Source organism: Nocardia neocaledoniensis (assembly GCF_003182135.1).
Classification (GTDB): domain Bacteria; phylum Actinomycetota; class Actinomycetes; order Mycobacteriales; family Mycobacteriaceae; genus Nocardia; species Nocardia neocaledoniensis.
In genome coordinates this window covers 80,527-95,863 of sequence record NZ_QGTL01000006.1, presented here as the reverse complement: position 1 = coordinate 95,863, position 15,337 = coordinate 80,527, and the positions used below count along the sequence as shown (strand labels likewise).

Below are 15,337 nucleotides of genomic sequence, written 5' to 3'. Positions count from 1 at the left end.
CGCTCAGCCCGTCGTCCAAGGGCGCAGCTTCTCCGGGTTCCGGATCGCCCAGATGCGGGTGATCCGGCCCTCGGCGATGTCGAAGGCGTAGACCGAGATGACCACACCGTCGAGCTGCGCGACCAGACCCGGCTGACCGTTGACGGTCCGTTCGAGCAGGGTCGGCATGGGCCCGCGCGCCGCGATGCGCATCCAGGCGTCGGCCACCCGCTCGCCGCCGTGGATCGGGTCGAGGAAGGCGGGCGCGAGACCGCCGCTGTCGGCCGTGGCGATCACCCTGGGGTCGAGCAGGCCGATGAGGGCCTCGATGTCCTGGGTCTGCCACGCCCGCTTGAACTCCCGGATGAGCGCGGCGCGCTCGTCGCCGGTGGGCGCCCGCGAGGTGTCGATGCGGCGCCGCGCGCTCGAGGCGAGTTGACGACAGGCCGCGGGGGAGCGCCCGACGATCTCGGCGATCTCGCCGAAGGAATAGCGATAGACGTCGTGCAGCACGAACGCCACCCGCTCGGCCGGGGTCATGGAGTCGAGCACCACCAGGAACGCCATGCTGATCGATTCGTCGAGGGTGACCCGGTCGGCCGGGTCCTCGGCGGCGGGCGTGAGCTCGGACCGGCCGGGGATCGGCTCCGGAATCCATTCGCCCACATAGCGTTCCCGCCGGGCCCTGGCCGAGCCGAGCAGGTCGAGGCAGATCCGCCCGGCGACCGTGGTCAGCCACGCGCCGGGTGTGACGATCGCGCGGCGCTGTCGCTCCGGCAGCGCGTACCAGCGGGCATAGGTCTCCTGGACCACGTCCTCGGCCTCGGCCAGCGAGCCGAGTAGCCGGTAGGCCAGATTGAGCAGCTGGCGGCGTTCGGCCATCACCCCGTCCGGTGGCGATGCGGTCATGGTCGGCTCCTCCGGTTCGCGCTGTCTTTCCCTCTTCGACGACACAGCGCCCCGTGTTGTGAGGCGGCCTGACATTCCGGAGCGCTGTCTCGTCGGACGGTCATGACACTCAGAATCGGCATCATCCTCGGCAGTACCCGGCCCCACCGTAACGGCCCGCAGGTCGCGCGGTGGGTCCTGGACTCGGCATCGCGACGCGGCGACGCCGAGTTCGAGCTCATCGACCTGCACGACCATCCACTCCCACACCTGGACGAGCCCGTCGCGCCGATGCACGGTCCCTCGCCGCACGCGCACACCCGCGCCTGGGCCGCGCGGATCGCGCCGTTCGACGGGTACGTGATCGTGACGCCGGAATACAACGGCGGCATGCCCGGCGTGCTGAAGAACGCGATCGACCACGTCTTCGCGGAATGGGCCGACAAGGCGGTCGGCTTCGTCTCCTACGGCGCTGGCGGCGGCGGTCGCGCCGTGACGCAGCTGCGTACGGTCTGCGCCACGCTCGGCCTGGCCGATGTGAGCCGCGCGGTGGAGATCTCGGTCCTCACCGACTTCGAGAACTACACCGCCTTCACCCCGCGTGAGCAGCACGCGGCCGCGTTGACGATGCTGCTGGACCAGCTGATCGCGTGGAGCGGCGCGCTGGCGTCGCTGCGCTCGGCCACCGAAGGAGCTGACCATGGCCACGTCGCCGTCGCCCGCTGACCACGTCGCCGACGCGGGGCCGCGCGGGGTCGTCGGCCGCATCGTCGAGGGACTGCGCGCCAAGGACCTCGCGGCGCTGCGCGAGCTCTACGCGCCCGACGTGGTGTCCTTCGACGTGGAGCCGCCCCTGCAGCACGTCGGCGTCGCGGCCAAGCTCGAGAACTGGACGCGTGTGTTCGAGGTCTTCGAGACCGTGGACTACGAAGTGCGCGACCTGCGGTTCACCGTGGGCGCGGACGTGGCCTTCGGACACGGGTTCGGCAGGCTCAGCGGCACGACGGCCGGCGGCGTCCCGATCGCGGGCATGTGGGTCAGGGCGACGTTCGGGCTGCGCCGGATCGACGGCACCTGGTTGATCACACACGACCAGGTCTCGGTGCCGTTCGACATCGCGAGCGGCAAGGGCGTGGCCGATCTCGTGCCGTGACGGCGCGGCCGCGGGCGGGCACCGACCCCGCCCGCGGCTCCGGGGTTGCGCGAAGCGGCACCGTCGTGAATACTTAGGCATGTGCCTAAGTATTCGAACTCCGAGCCGGACGGCGGACTCGACAGTGTCTTCCGTGCCCTGGCGGATCCGACCCGGCGAGCGATCGTCGAGCGGCTCGCCAGGGGCCCGGCCTCGGTCTCGGATCTCGCGGCGCCGTTCGACGTCGCCCTGCCGACGATCGTGCAGCACCTGAAAGCGTTGGAAGCCGGGCGGATCGTCGACTCGGCCAAGATCGGCCGCGTACGCACCTACCAGCTGGCGCCGGGGGCCTTCGGGCCCGCGATCGACTGGCTGCGGCACCAGCGGCCGCCGGCCGAGCGTCAGCTGGACCGGCTCACCGCACTACTCGTGGAATCAGCGAAGAACTCAGAGGGAGAACAACAATGACCGACACCGTGACCCGCAGCGTCAACCACGCCCAGTTCACCATCGAGCGCGAGGTGCCGGTGGCGCCCGCCGTGGCCTTCCAGGCGTTCGCCGATCCCGCGATCAAGAGCGAGTGGTTCGGCGGCGAAGAGGGGTGGGAACAGGGCGAGGTCGCCGTCGACTTCCGGGTCGGTGGCCAGGAGATCAACGAGGGCACCTTCCAGGGGAAGGTCACCTCTCGATTCGTGGCCACCTACACCGACATCGTCGACAACGAACGGCTCGTCTACACCTACGACATGTGGCTCGACGGCGCCCACATCTCCACCTCGGTCGCCACCTGGGAGTTCGAGCCGACCGCCACCGGCACCAAGCTCACCCTCGTCGAATTCGGCGCGCACCTCGACGGTCACGACACCGGCGCGCAGCGCGAGGAGGGCACCAGGGAACTGGTGGACAACCTCGTGCGCCACCTCACCGCCCGGTCCTGACCCGTGCGGCCGGCGCGCGGCGGGCGTCGCACCGGGCGGATCCCGTGCGGCGCCCGATCGCCCGTCAGCGCCGGTGACCGATCCGGTCGGCGCGGATGAGCGGGAGCGCGGCCGCCGCCAGGACCGCGCCCACCACGCAAACCGAGGTCAGGGCGGCGCCGCAGGTGAGGGTGAGCGCGGCCAGCAGAGGCGTGGCGCTGATGCCCAGCTGGAACGCCGACACCGTGGTGGCGCCTGCCAGCGTCGGCGCGTCCCCGGCGAGAGCGAACACCCGGCCGTAGAGCGCGGGATTGAGCACGAAGGCCGCGACGCCGAGCAGGAAGACCGCGGGCACCACCACCACCGCCGCCGCCGATCTCATCGCGACGGCGAGCGTCAGGGACAGGACCGCGATCGCGATCGTGCCCGCGGCCATGGCCAGATGGGGTCGCCGGTCGGCGATGCGGCCGCCGAGTGTCAGGCCGGCGAAGGCGCCGACGCCGAACAGCGCGAGGATCGCGGGGATCCAGACCGAGGGCACCGCGGTGAGCTCGGCGAGCATCGCGGCCAGATAGTTGAACGTGATCATGTACGCCGCCGTGCTCAGGATCGTGATCGCGAAGATGCCCCACAGGGCGGGACTGCGCAGCGCGCGTAGTTCGCGCCGCACATCCGGGCGCTTTGTCGGCGCGGAACCGGCTGCTGGCGTAGCGATTCCGAGCACGCACCCGCCGATGCCGACCACGGTCAGGACGACGACGCCCCAGAAGCCGCCGCGCCAGCCGGTGTAGTGGCTCAGCAGTGTGCCGGCGGGCCCGCCGGCCACCATCGCGATACTCAACCCGCTCACCACCACCGCCGAGGCGCGCGCCGTGCGCTCCGGGGGCACCATGGCGACCGCGGTGACGGCGGCGACCGCGAAGAACCCCGCGTAGGCCACCCCGGACACCACCCGCGAGACCAGCAGGACCTCGTAGCCACCGAGGATCCCGGCGGCGACGCTCGCGGCGAAGACCGCCTGCGTGCCGATCAGCGACGTGCGCCGCGGCCAGCGCAGGCTCAGCACCGCCAGCGGCGGCCCGCCGAGCACCACACCCAGCGCGAACGCGGTGATGAGCAGACCCGCGGACGAGAGCGGGACGGACAGATCGCCTGCCACCTCCGGCAGCACACCGGCGAGCAGGAATTCCGCGCTGCCCATCGCGAACAGGCTGAACCCCAGCAGGTAGACACCGGCGGGCAGCCGGTCGCGGCTGCCCTCGGCCGGGGTGGTCATGGATCTCGTTGCGGTATCCGTTGTTTCGGTCATGTCGGATCACCTCCACGACGAGCGTCGCCGTCCGCGTGCTGTTTCGGCAAAGAACGTTGCCGAAACCGGGACAAGCTCGGTTCACTGGTCGCATGGAGGATCAACCCGGCGTCGGCGCGGTGATCGACCAGATCGCGCCCCGGCTGCGGCGTGCCCGCGCGCGGCGCGGTCGCAGCCTCGCGGAACTGGCCAGGCTCACCGGGCTGTCGACGAGCACGCTGTCGCGGCTGGAATCCGGGCAGCGCAAACCGAGTCTCGAACTGCTGCTGCCGATCACGGTCGCGCTCGGCGTACCGCTGGACGAGATCGTGGCCGCGCCGCGCGTCCTCGTTGCCCGGGAGCCGCCGCGCCGTGCCGGCCGCACGCTGATTCCGCTGTCGCGTCGGCGAAGCGGGCCTCGCGCGGACAAGGTGATCGTTCCCGCGCACGACGACGAGCCGTACCCGCGCGTCCACGACGGGTACGAGTGGCTGTTCGTGCTGCGCGGCCACCTCCGGGTACGGCTCGGCGAACACGAGGTCGTGCTGGGGCCCGGCGAGGTCGCCGAATTCGACTGCCGCATCCCGCACTGGTTCGGCGCCGCGCACGGGCGTGAGGTCGAGATCCTCAGTCTCTTCGGCAGACACGGTGAACGTCCGCGCGTGCGGGCCCGCGGCGCGAGGCCCGGGTGATCCGGGTCCACCCGGCTCAGCCGTGGTGCATGCCGCCCATGTCCATTGCCCGTGGCGCCGGCGCCGTGCCCGGCGCGAGGACCAGGAACTGGCCCATCATGCCCTGGTCCTCGTGGTGCAGCAGGTGGCAGTGGTACATGTACGGGAAGGTCGGATCGGCGTGGTCGGCGAAGTGCATGGCCAGGGTGTAGGTGACGCCGGGGGCGGTGTACACGGTGTCCTTCCAGCCCGACAGCGCCGGGGGCGGCGGGTTCCCGTCGACGGCCAGGATCTGGAACTGCACGTCGTGGACGTGGAAGTTGTGCGGCCAGTTGTCCTCGTTGCGGACCGCCCAGACCTCGGTGGTGTCGACGGGGATGGTCATGTCGACGCGGTTCATGTCCATCCGCTGGTTGTTGATCATGAACCACTTCAGCTCGAAGGTCCGCGCCGGGGGCGTGGTGGCCGGGGCCAGCGCGCGGATCGGGACGAGGGCGGCGGGCAGCGCCGCGGACGGGGCGAGCGTGTCGGCGGCGCGCAGCGACAGGACGTCGAAGGTGTCGTCGAACCCGAACTCGCCGGCCCGATCGATCCCGGCGCGCTCCGCGATCGGCCGGGACCGCAGAACGGTGCGCTCGCCCGCTCGTAGGGTGACCACGATCTCGGCGCGTTCGCCGGGACTGAGCAGGATCCGTTCGAGGGCAACGGGTTCGGGGAGCAAGCCGCCATCGGAGGCGATGAGCTCGAAACGGCGATCGTCGGCGAAACCGAGGTTGTAGAGGCGTCCGGAGGAGCCGTTGAGGACACGGAACCGGACCCGCTCCGTGGTCGCCGTGAAGATGGCGCCGGCGATGCCGTTGGTGATCAGGGTGTCGCCGAGCAGACCCACATCGGTGGGATCGGATTCGTCGAGGCCGCCGTCGGCGGTGAACCGCCGGTCCTGGATCACCAGCGGAATATCGTCGATCCCATAGCTTTTCGGGAGATCGAGCGCGTCCGCGTCGTCGTCGATCAGGAAGAACCCCGAAAGGCCGCGCTGCACATGCTTTTCCGTCGCGCCGTGCGGATGCGGGTGGTACCAGAGGGTGGCGGCCTGCTGGTTCACCGTCCAGCTCGGCTGCCAGCGCGCACCGGGCGCGATCATCTGATGCGGTCCGCCGTCGCAGGCCGCCGGGACGTGCATGCCGTGCCAGTGCACCGACGTCGCCTCGGGGAGATCGTTGACGACGGTGATCTCGACGGCCTCCCCGCGCCGGGCCCGCAGCGTCGGGCCGAGCACGGACCCGTTGTAGCCCCAGGTCGCGGTCGTGGTGCCGGGCAGCATCTCGGTGGTACCCCGCTGGGCGCGCAGGGCGAAGCGGCGCACACCGTCGGCGCCGACGGTCGAAGGCGCCTGCGGCGGGATCGGCAGGGCCCGGGGAGCGGCTCCGGCCGGCGGTGGCGTCGTCCTGGCAGCGCAGCCGACCGCGTAGACGACCGGGGTGAGGGCGAGGCCGGTGAGGAATCCTCGTCGCGAGACCACGTGTGCTCCTTGTCTGTGGGGAACCTCCAGCTTCGGGCGGCCGCGACGCGGTGAACTCCGCCCCGCGGCCGGAGCGTGGCGGCGGGGTCCGGCCGCGCGGCGGTTGCGGACGCGCCGATCGCGTGCTAGCCGGCCGCGGTCGCCTACCGTGGGTCCGTGATCGATGTGCGCGCCCACCGCGACCCGCGGCCGCTGCTGCGGTGGCTGCCGCTGGTACTGATCCCGGTGTTGCTGCTCGCCAGCACGTATCCGGGGCAGTACCGCGTGCCCGCGCACTACTGGGCGCTCGCCCTCACCGCGGGTGTCGTGTTCCTCGCCGGTGCGCGGTGGCCGCTGGCGGTCTCGATCGCGCTGTCGGTTCTCGCCGTGCCGATGCTGCGGACCCCGGCGTGGGGTGTGTCCGGGCTGGTGCCCGCGCTCGGCGCGGTGGCCCTGGTCGACGTGGTGGCGCGCACGCATCGCCGGACGGTCGTCGGGGCGGCCACCGCGTGCTGGGCCGCGGCGATCGTGCTGGGCCGGGTCGGACTGCACGACACCTCGATCGGCCGCGCGTCCACCGTGGTCGAGGCCGCGGCCTATGTGGGGGTGCCGCTGCTGCTCGGGTTGTACCTGCGTGGCCAGCGCGATCTCGCCGAGAATCTGCGGCTGCGCGCCGCCGACGCCGAGGCGCGCGCCCGCGTCGACGAACGCGCCGCCATGGCGCGGGAACTCCACGACGTGGTCGCCCACCACATGGCCTCGATCATCCTGCGCGTCTCGGTGGCGGGCCGGGTGCTGCGCGCGGCCGATCCGCGCGTGGTCGCCGTGCTCGACGACGTGCGCGACACCGCCACCGACGCGCTCACCGACATCCGGCGCTTCCTGGCGGCGCTGCGCGATCCGGCGCTCGGGACCGTCTCGCTGGTCGAGGCCGACGCGCTCGGCACCGAGATCGACGCGGCGGTGCGCCGGGCCGAGGCCGCCGGCTTCACGGTCGAGACCGACCTCGACGCTGCGCTGGGTGGTCTCGACGCGATGAGCAGGCTCACGCTGCTGCGGCTGATCCAGGAGTCGCTGACCAATGTCATGAAGCACGCGGATCGGACGGTGCCCGTGCTGGTACGCATCGGCAGCGCGGACACCAGTATCGACATCGAGATCGTCAGCGGCGCACGTGGCGCGGCGTCGCCGCAGGGCCACGGCATCGTGGGCATGCGGGAACGGGTCGCGCTCGCGGGCGGCACGCTCGACGTCGGCGCCGACGGCGGGCGGTGGGTGGTACGGGCCCGGCTGCCCGACACCGTGCGTGCCGAGGGGGCGCCGTGATCACGGTGCTGCTGGTGGACGACCAGCGTCTGGTGCGGGCGGGCCTGCGGATGCTCATCGAGGACACCCCCGACCTCGCGGTGATCGGCGAGGCGGCCGACGGCGTCGAGGCGGTGCGCGCGTACGCCGAACTGACACCCGACCTCGTCGTGATGGACCTGCGCATGCCCGGCCTCGACGGCGTCGCCGCGACCAGGCAGATCCTGGCACTCTCGCCCCGCGCGAAAGTGCTGGTGCTGACCACCTTCGACGACGACGAGCACCTGTTCCCCGCCCTCGCCGCGGGCGCCGCGGGCTACTTCGTCAAGGACACCGACCCCGCGGTCCTGCTCGACGCCATCCGGCGCACCGTCGACGGCGACCTGCTCTTCTCGCCGGCGCTGCTGCGCCGTCTGGTCGATCGGGCGCTGGCGGCGCGGTCCGCGCGGGCTCCGGCGCCCGCCCCCGACCTGACACCGCGCGAGCTCGACGTCCTGCGCCTGGTGGCCGAGGGGCACGGCAACCAGGAGATCGCCGAGCGACTCCACCTCGGGGTGAGCACCGTGAAGAGCCACCTCGCGAACCTGCTCGAGAAGACCGGCACCGACAACCGCGTGCGGCTGGCCGTGTACGCGGTCAAAGTCCTGGAACCGTGACGTCGAACGGCCCTGCGCCACCGCGTGATGCGGTTCAGCGCAGGTCGAACAGGGCGACCGCGTTGTCGTGGCACACCTTGCGCAGCCAGTCGTCGCCGAGGTCGAGGCGTTCGAGTGCCCGCACGGCCTCGGCGTACGGATAGGGGATGTTGGGAAAGTCGCTGCCGAACAGGATGCGATCGCCGAAGCGGCGCAGGCGTTCCCGCTCGCCCGGCGGGAACGGGGCATCCGACTCGCTGAAATCGGTCCACACCATGGTGGTGTCCAGGCGCAGCAGCGGATGCGACTCGGCCAGATCGAGGAACTCGGTGTACTCGGGGGTGCCCATGTGGGCGATGATCAGGCGCAGACCCGGAAAGCGCCGCAGGAGTTCGCCGATGGGCACAGGACCGGTGAATTCCCCGGGGGCGGGCCCGGATCCGCAGTGGATGAGCACGGGCACGCCGGACTCGGCGAGGATCGCCCACACCGGATCGAGCAGCGGGTCGAGCGGGGAGAACGCACCGACCTGGATGTGCACCTTGAACACGCGGGCGCCACCGGCGATCGCGGCACGGACGTACTCCGGCGCCTCCGGTTCGGGATAGAACGTGGCGGTGTGCAGGCAATCGGGGGTGCGGGCGGCGAACTCGGCGGTCCACTCGTTGAGCCACGCCGCCATCCGCGGCTTGTGCGGATACACCAGCGACGTGAACGCGCGGACACCGAAGTCGCGCAGAGTCTTCAACCGCACCTGCTCGTCGTCGCGGTAGGTGATCGGCCACGGCCGTCCGGTCAGCGGGCCCGCCTGATCGAAGTAGGCCCACACCTTGCGCATCACCTGATCGGGCATGAAATGGGTGTGCACGTCGACGAGGGCGGGCAGGTCGAGGCGGCGCCGGAAGCCGGCGAGATAGGCGGCGGTATCGACGGTCATGACGGCTCCGTGGACAGGCGGCGGGCGAGGGCGCCGACGCGGGTGATGAGGCGGTCGAAGAACACCGCGGGGTCGGTGCCGATCACGATGTCGGCGTTGGGTTCCCGGCCCCACATGCCCGTCCAGTCGGCGACGGTGGTCGCCCTGGTGATGGTGCCGGTCAGCTCGACGTCGACCGTGGCGGGCCGGGTCGTCACCAGCGTGGGGTCCAGCGCGACCGCGGCGGCGAACGGATCGTGCATGTGCGCCAGATAGCCGAGGTCGTAGAGCCGATGGAAGTCGAAGTAGAAGCGCACCGCGTCGACGAGGTACCGGATCACCGGATCGCCTGCGGCCGAACGCCATTCGATGCCCTCGTCGCCGGTGAGCGCTTCGATCGGGGCGCTGCCCGCGGCCTCGGCCAGCGCCACCAGATGGGCGGGGCGCATCTCGATCGACTCGGTGATGTCGAGCGCGCACACGATCGGCCTGCGGTCCGGCGGCGCCGCCGAGAACGCGTCGAACACCTCCTTGGCGGCCTCCGGGTCGACGTGGATGTTCCATTCGTTCGTCGGGGTCGTGTTGCCGGGATGATGGAACGCCCCACCCATGATCACCAGGCGGCCCAGCAGCCGGGGCAGCTCCGGCTCGAGCCGCAGCGCCAGCGCGAGATTGGTGAGCGGGCCGGTGCACAGGCCGATCGCCCCCGGGTTGCCACGGGCCAGCTCGACCCACATCCGCGCGGCCGATCGGTCGGAGAGCCGACGCGCCGACACCGGGAGCTCGGCGTACCCGAGCCCCTGCGGGCCGTGGGTGTCCTCGGTGGTGCGCAACGGGATCGCCAGCGGTGCGACCGCGCCCGCGGCGACCTCGATCTCGCCCGCCCGCGCCAGATCCAGCAGCGCGAGGGTGTTGGCGGCGACCTGCGCCGTCGCGACGTTACCCGCCGTCGCGGCGATCCCGAGGATCTCGGCCTCCGGCGAGGCCAGCAGATACAGCAGCGCCAGCGAGTCATCGATTCCGGTATCGACGTCGAGGATGATCCGCTGCGGCACGGCTCGAGCGTAGCCGGGCCACCGTGCGCCGTGCCGCGGGCCCGGACACCCGGTCGATTACGCTCGCTGGAGATCTGCAGACCGATAGCTCAACACTGGCGAGGGTAGGTGCATCGTGAAGGCGACAACCGCTGCGAAATTGGCAGAGTTGCGAAAGAACCTGGCAGCCGCGCAGGAGCCCGCGGGAGATGTGGGAGTCGCCAAACGAGCAGCGAAGGGGATTCCCAGTCCACGCGAACGGATCGGCATGCTGCTCGATCCCGGCAGTTTCGTCGAGATCGGGGCGCTGGTGCGGCAGCCGGGGGTGCCCGACAGCCTGTACGGCGACGGGGTGGTCACCGGGCACGGCACGGTCGACGGGCGGCCCGTGGTGGTCATCGCGCACGACCAGACGGTGTTCGGTGGCTCGGTGGGGGAGATGTTCGGCCGCAAGGTGGCGACCGCGATGGATCTCGCCGCCGAGATCGGCTGCCCGTTCGTCGCGATCAACGACTCCGGCGGCGCCCGCGTGCAGGACGCGGTGACCTCGCTGGCCTGGTACGCCGCGATGAGCAGGCGCCAGCTCGGCCTGTCGGGGGTGGTCCCGCAGGTGTCGATCATGCTCGGCAAGTGCGCCGCGGGCGCGGTGTACGCGCCGATCAACACCGACGTGCTGATCGCCACCGAGAACGCGTACATGTTCGTCACCGGACCCGAGATCATCCGCGAGACCACCGGCGAGGAGGTGACGCTCGAGGAACTCGGCGGCGCGTACAACCAGGCCCAGAACGGCACCATCCACCACGTCGCGCCCGACGAGCGGGCCGCCTTCGACTGGGCCAGGAACTACCTCAGCTACATGCCGTCGAACTGCTTCGAGCAGGGACCGGTCGTCAATCCGGGACTCGAACCCGCGATCACCGACTCCGATCGCGAACTCGACACCCTGATCCCCGATTCCGACCGCGCCGGCTACGACATGTACGACGTGCTGGTGCGCATCTTCGACGACGGCGAGTTCCACGAGGTCGGCGCCTCGGCGGCGCGCAACCTGATCACCGGATTCGCCCGGGTCGACGGCCGGGCGGTGGGCGTCGTCGCCAATCAGCCGCTGGTCTTCAGCGGAGCGATCGATGCCAGGTGCTCGGACAAGGCCGCCCACTTCATCCGGCTCTGCGACGCCTTCGGCCTGCCGCTGGTGTTCGTCGTCGACACGCCCGGCGTGCTGCCCGGCGTGGAAGAGGAGAAGATCGGCGTCATCAAGCGGGGCGGGCGGTTCTTCTACGCGGTGGTGGAGGCGACGGTGCCCATCGTCACCGTCGTGGTGCGCAAGGCTTACGGCGGCGGGTACGCGGTGATGGGCTGCAAGCAGCTCGGTGGCGACATCAACCTGGCCTGGCCGACCGCGCGGATCGCGGTGATGGGCGCCGAGGCCGCGATCGGGCTCACCCAGCGCAGGCAGCTGGCCGCGGTCCCCGAGGCCGAGCGCGACGCGGTCCGGGCGCAGATGGTCGACTTCTACAACGCCGCCGTCGCCACCCCGTGGACCGCGGCCGAGCGCGGCTACATCGACGCGGTGATCGAGCCCTCGCAGACCCGGCTCGAGATCCGCAAGGCCCTGCGTCTGTTGCGGGACAAGCGGATCGAGCAGGGGCCGCGCAAGCACCATCTGATTCCGCTGTAGCGGTTCAGTAGTTCGGCAGGCTGAAGTCGTCGGTGTGGCCGAAATAGATCTTCTTGGTGATCGGCCGCATCGGACGCGACATCATGATCCGCACGTTCAGTTTGGCCAAGGCCGTCATGGCACGCGAATTGGGCAGCATCAGCGCCAGACTGCCGCCGGGAATCTCCTTCGCCTTGTCGAGGAAGGGCGAGATCACCTCCTGGTAGCGGCGTTGCGCGCCCGTCAGATCGGCCGGGGTGGCGGCGATCTCGGCGGCCAGGACGTACGCGCCGACGATGGCCATGGCGGTGCCCATGCCGGTCAGGGGTGAGCCGCAGTAGCCCGCGTCGCCGATCAGGGTGACCCGGCCCGCGGACAGTTCGGGCACGTCCACGCGGGCGACTTCGTCGAAGTAGAAGTCGGGGGTGGTGTCCAGGGCGGCCAGCACTTCGGGCGCGCGCCACCCCGCCTCAGCGAAGGTGCGCCGGATCAGGGCCCGCTGGGCCGCGGGGTCGCGCCGCAGCGCCGGATCGGGCGTGGCGCGGATGGTCATGATGGCCTTGCTGGTCGCCGGGTCGGCGTCGGGCCGGATGCCCAGCATCGCGCCGGGGATCATGCGCATCCCGAACCAGCCGGGTTCGATGCCTGCCGGGCTGGGCATGGTGAAGAAGGCGCCGTAGGCGCCGAGGTTGGTGCTGAACTCCTCCTCCGGGCCGAAGACGAGCGCGCGGGTCGCCGAGTGCACGCCGTCGGCGCCGATCACCAGGTCGAAGCGCTCGGTGCCGCCGGAGGCGAAGGTGACGTCCACACCCGCCTCGTCCTGGGTGATCCTGTCGATCCGTTCGCCGTAGCGGTAGTCGAGGAGGCCGGTGTCGGCGGCGGCGAGCGCGTCCAGGAGCACCTGGTTCAGGTCGCCGCGGGTGATCTCGATGTCGGCGACGATGCCGGCGCCGTCGAAGTCCTCCATCGCCATCCTGGCGTAGATCTCGCCGTCGCCGTCGACGTAGGACATGCCGCGCTCGTCGAGCTGGTACTTCGCGATGCCCTCGAGCAGACCCATCCGCTCGGCGGCGACCTTGCTGGGGCCGCGCAGGTCGACCGCCTGGCCGCCGGGGCGGGGAGCGGCGGCGCGCTCGACCACGGTGGTGCGAATGCCGTTGCGCAGCAACTGGAGTGCGACAGCGTTGCCCGCGATCCCGCCGCCGGAGACCAGAACGTGCAGGGGGCTGGTGGTGGCCATGATGGTGCTTCCCGTCTGAAGAACGAATGTCTGAGACATATGTCTAACAGCATCTGGCACGGATGTCTAGTACAAATGTCTAAGACATTCCGGTAGGGTCGGGGTCATGGGTAATCGGGAAGATCTGCTGGCGGGGGCGCGCAAGGTCATCATGGAGCGCGGCGTGGCCAAGGCGACCGCGCGCGACATCGCCGCGGCGGCCGGGGTGAGCCTGGCCGCGATCGGCTATCACTTCGGGTCGAAGGAGCGGCTGGTCACCGAGGCGCTGAGCGAGGCGCTGGGCACCGCGATCGGGGACGCGATGGAGGAGGTCATCGCCGACGGGGCGGGCACCTCGCTGCTGAGCGGGTTCACCCGGCTGTGGAACACGATGCCCGCGGTGTTCGCGGCCAATCAGGAAGCCATGCTGGCCAGCCTGGAGAACATCGTGCGGATCGTGCGCTCGGACGAGGCCAGAGCGCACATGGGCGACCAGCTGAGCACCGCGTGCGCTGACCTGTCCGCCCATGTCCGGGCCGCGCATCCGGAACTCGACGCGGCGCAGGCCGACGCCATCGGCCGGCTGTACTTCGTGCTGGTCCAGGGGCTCGGCGTGCTGTGGTTGCTGACCCCGGGCCAGGCGACCGCCGACGGTGACCAGCTGAGCGAAGCGCTGCTGGCGATCGCGGGGGAGTGACCGTCCGGAATGACCGGCGCCACCGGGGCGGTCAGGCGGGGCGCTTCGGCCAGAAGGGCTGCGCGGAGCCGTACGGCGGGGCGGGCGCGGGGTAGTCGGCGTACTCGGCGAAGGCGGGTGCGGCGGTGGTCACGTCGCCGTGGGTGACCACGGTGCGGGGGTCCGGTGACTCGGCGGCGGGGGGATCGATGGCGCGGTGCGCGGCGGCGAGGAGCCAGGCGCCGGTCCGGGCCAGCGATACCCGCACCTCGCGGCCGCGGCCGTCGGCCAGTCGTTCGCGCAGCGCGTCGATGATGCCCGCCGCGAGGAGATAGCCCGAACCGTGATCGAGCGCCTGTGCGGGGAGCGCGCCCGGTCGATCCGGCCCGCCTTCGTGAACGGAGATGCCCGACGCCGCCTGGACGATGCTGTCGAAGCCGCGTCGCGCGCCCCAGGGGCCGCTGTCGCCCCAGGCCGAGACACTGGCGTGGACGAGTCCCGGGTGGTCGACGGCCCGCACTCCTGCCGCGGCCAACGCGCCCGGTCGATAGCCGGTCACCAGGACATCGGCCTCGGCGAGGAGCCCGGCGAACACCTCGGGATCGGCACGCAGATCGAGCAGCGTCGAGCGTTTCCCCTGGCAGGTGTCGCGGAACTGCCAGTCGATCTCGGGCAGGTGCGGCGGATCGACGCGGAGCACGTCGGCGCCGAGCAACGCCAGCGTCCGGGTCGCGACCGGCCCGGCGAGCACACGGGTGAGGTCGAGGACCCGCAGGCCACGCAGCGGCTGGGACACGGCCGGTGCGTACCCGGCGAATCGGTGGTCACCGGGGCGCACCGCGTCGTCGTGCGTCCGGATCGGGGTGGATCGGTGCGCGGCGACCGGCTGCGCCGGGACGGCGACGGGCCGCGGCCGGATCGCGACCAATGGACCTGTCGCGGCGGCCATGCCCTGCGGGCTCGCGGCCCATTCGTCCTCGGTGTGCACGCGTACCGCGATGGCTCCCGCGGCGACGGCCAGCTCCTCCACCTCGGCGGCGGACATGGTCGCGAACCGGGCGATCGCGGCGTCGGCGGTGGCGTCGGCGGGCAGGCCGAGCGCGGCGACGAGGCGTGCGCGGTGGTGCGGATAGTTGGCATGGGTGCGGATCCAGCCGTCGCGGGCGCGGAAGAAGCCGGACAACTCGGCGAACACCGACGGCGCCCGGCCGTCGCGCCGGAACAGCCGCTCGCTGCCGAACGCCGCGGCGATCCGCGCGGGATCCAGGCGTATCGGCACGGTGGACAGACCCGCGGCCGCGCGGAGGCGGTTCGCCGACTCGGCCGCGGCGGCCACCGATCCGGCGGCCAGCGCCCAGACCGGTAGCGTGGCCGCCAGCCGGGCACCGGGATCGGGTTCGTCGGTCGCCGCCGAGCGGGGGCGGCCCAGTCCGGCCTCGTAGGCGTGCACGAGCTGCCGCGCGGTGGTCACGCCGACCAGCCTAGCGGTGCCGACAACAGGTGAGGAGTGTGG

The 15,337-nt window shown here is 71.5% G+C and carries 16 protein-coding genes; 9 read left to right on the top strand and 7 right to left on the bottom strand.

What is annotated here, in order from left to right; genetic code table 11:
* Positions 1-3: 3 nt before the first annotated feature.
* Positions 4-888 (bottom strand): RNA polymerase sigma factor SigJ, encoded by an 885-nt coding sequence (sigJ, locus tag DFR69_RS17995; protein ID WP_110038749.1) that lies wholly within the window; start codon positions 886-888, stop codon positions 4-6.
* Between the two features lie 102 nt (positions 889-990).
* Between sigJ and DFR69_RS17990 the strand changes: the two genes are divergently transcribed.
* From DFR69_RS17990 to DFR69_RS17975, 4 genes are all read left to right on the top strand, one after another.
* Entirely contained in the window at positions 991-1,593 is a 603-nt protein-coding gene (locus DFR69_RS17990) for an NADPH-dependent FMN reductase (RefSeq protein ID WP_110038748.1), read from the top strand.
* Complete coding sequence (locus tag DFR69_RS17985) at positions 1,568-2,020, top strand: YybH family protein (protein WP_110038747.1); 453 nt, start codon at positions 1,568-1,570, stop codon at positions 2,018-2,020. Before DFR69_RS17990 ends, DFR69_RS17985 begins: the two co-directional genes overlap by 26 nt.
* An 81-nt stretch (positions 2,021-2,101) precedes the next feature.
* Complete coding sequence (locus tag DFR69_RS17980; protein ID WP_110038746.1) at positions 2,102-2,467, top strand: ArsR/SmtB family transcription factor; 366 nt, start codon at positions 2,102-2,104, stop codon at positions 2,465-2,467.
* Complete coding sequence (locus DFR69_RS17975; protein ID WP_110038745.1) at positions 2,464-2,937, top strand: SRPBCC domain-containing protein; 474 nt, start codon at positions 2,464-2,466, stop codon at positions 2,935-2,937. The genes DFR69_RS17980 and DFR69_RS17975 overlap by 4 nt, the downstream gene beginning before the upstream one ends.
* A 64-nt stretch (positions 2,938-3,001) precedes the next feature.
* On the opposite strand, the gene DFR69_RS17970 is transcribed toward DFR69_RS17975, so the two are convergent.
* Entirely contained in the window at positions 3,002-4,225 is a 1,224-nt protein-coding gene (locus DFR69_RS17970) for an MFS transporter (protein WP_244198331.1), read from the bottom strand.
* A gap of 92 nt (positions 4,226-4,317) precedes the next feature.
* On the opposite strand from DFR69_RS17970, the gene DFR69_RS17965 reads away from it, so the two are divergent.
* Entirely contained in the window at positions 4,318-4,896 is a 579-nt protein-coding gene (locus DFR69_RS17965; protein ID WP_110038743.1) for a helix-turn-helix domain-containing protein, read from the top strand.
* A 16-nt stretch (positions 4,897-4,912) separates the two neighbouring features.
* On the opposite strand, the gene DFR69_RS17960 is transcribed toward DFR69_RS17965, so the two are convergent.
* Positions 4,913-6,397, bottom strand: coding sequence for a multicopper oxidase family protein (locus DFR69_RS17960; protein WP_110038742.1), 1,485 nt, complete (start codon positions 6,395-6,397; stop codon positions 4,913-4,915).
* A gap of 156 nt (positions 6,398-6,553) precedes the next feature.
* Between DFR69_RS17960 and DFR69_RS17955 the strand changes: the two genes are divergently transcribed.
* Positions 6,554-7,702 (top strand): sensor histidine kinase, encoded by a 1,149-nt coding sequence (locus tag DFR69_RS17955; RefSeq protein ID WP_110038741.1) that lies wholly within the window; start codon positions 6,554-6,556, stop codon positions 7,700-7,702.
* Positions 7,699-8,337, top strand: a complete 639-nt coding sequence (locus DFR69_RS17950; protein WP_110038740.1) for a response regulator transcription factor — start codon at positions 7,699-7,701, stop codon at positions 8,335-8,337. Before DFR69_RS17955 ends, DFR69_RS17950 begins: the two co-directional genes overlap by 4 nt.
* 34 nt (positions 8,338-8,371) lie before the next feature.
* Here the strand turns inward: DFR69_RS17950 and DFR69_RS17945 are convergent, their stop codons facing one another.
* Together DFR69_RS17945 and DFR69_RS17940 are read right to left on the bottom strand one after the other, a co-directional pair.
* Complete coding sequence (locus DFR69_RS17945; RefSeq protein ID WP_110038739.1) at positions 8,372-9,253, bottom strand: amidohydrolase family protein; 882 nt, start codon at positions 9,251-9,253, stop codon at positions 8,372-8,374.
* The gene (locus DFR69_RS17940; RefSeq protein WP_110038738.1) at positions 9,250-10,287 is read right to left on the bottom strand and encodes a nucleoside hydrolase; all 1,038 of its coding nucleotides are present in this window, start codon (positions 10,285-10,287) and stop codon (positions 9,250-9,252) included. The genes DFR69_RS17945 and DFR69_RS17940 overlap by 4 nt, the downstream gene beginning before the upstream one ends.
* A gap of 115 nt (positions 10,288-10,402) precedes the next feature.
* Between DFR69_RS17940 and DFR69_RS17935 the strand changes: the two genes are divergently transcribed.
* Positions 10,403-11,950 carry an acyl-CoA carboxylase subunit beta gene (locus DFR69_RS17935; protein WP_110038737.1) on the top strand — a complete coding sequence of 516 codons (1,548 nt, stop codon included), beginning with the start codon at positions 10,403-10,405 and terminating at the stop codon, positions 11,948-11,950.
* Positions 11,951-11,954: 4 nt separating this feature from the next.
* Here DFR69_RS17935 and DFR69_RS17930 read toward each other — a convergent pair whose 3' ends face one another.
* Positions 11,955-13,169 carry an FAD-dependent monooxygenase gene (locus tag DFR69_RS17930; RefSeq protein ID WP_110038736.1) on the bottom strand — a complete coding sequence of 405 codons (1,215 nt, stop codon included), beginning with the start codon at positions 13,167-13,169 and terminating at the stop codon, positions 11,955-11,957.
* 106 nt (positions 13,170-13,275) lie between these two features.
* Here DFR69_RS17930 and DFR69_RS17925 point away from each other — a divergent pair, with 106 nt between their 5' ends.
* Positions 13,276-13,845 carry a TetR family transcriptional regulator gene (locus DFR69_RS17925; protein WP_110038735.1) on the top strand — a complete coding sequence of 190 codons (570 nt, stop codon included), beginning with the start codon at positions 13,276-13,278 and terminating at the stop codon, positions 13,843-13,845.
* Between the two features lie 31 nt (positions 13,846-13,876).
* On the opposite strand, the gene DFR69_RS17920 is transcribed toward DFR69_RS17925, so the two are convergent.
* Entirely contained in the window at positions 13,877-15,295 is a 1,419-nt protein-coding gene (locus tag DFR69_RS17920) for a CoA transferase (RefSeq protein ID WP_110038734.1), read from the bottom strand.
* Positions 15,296-15,337 lie beyond the last annotated feature (42 nt).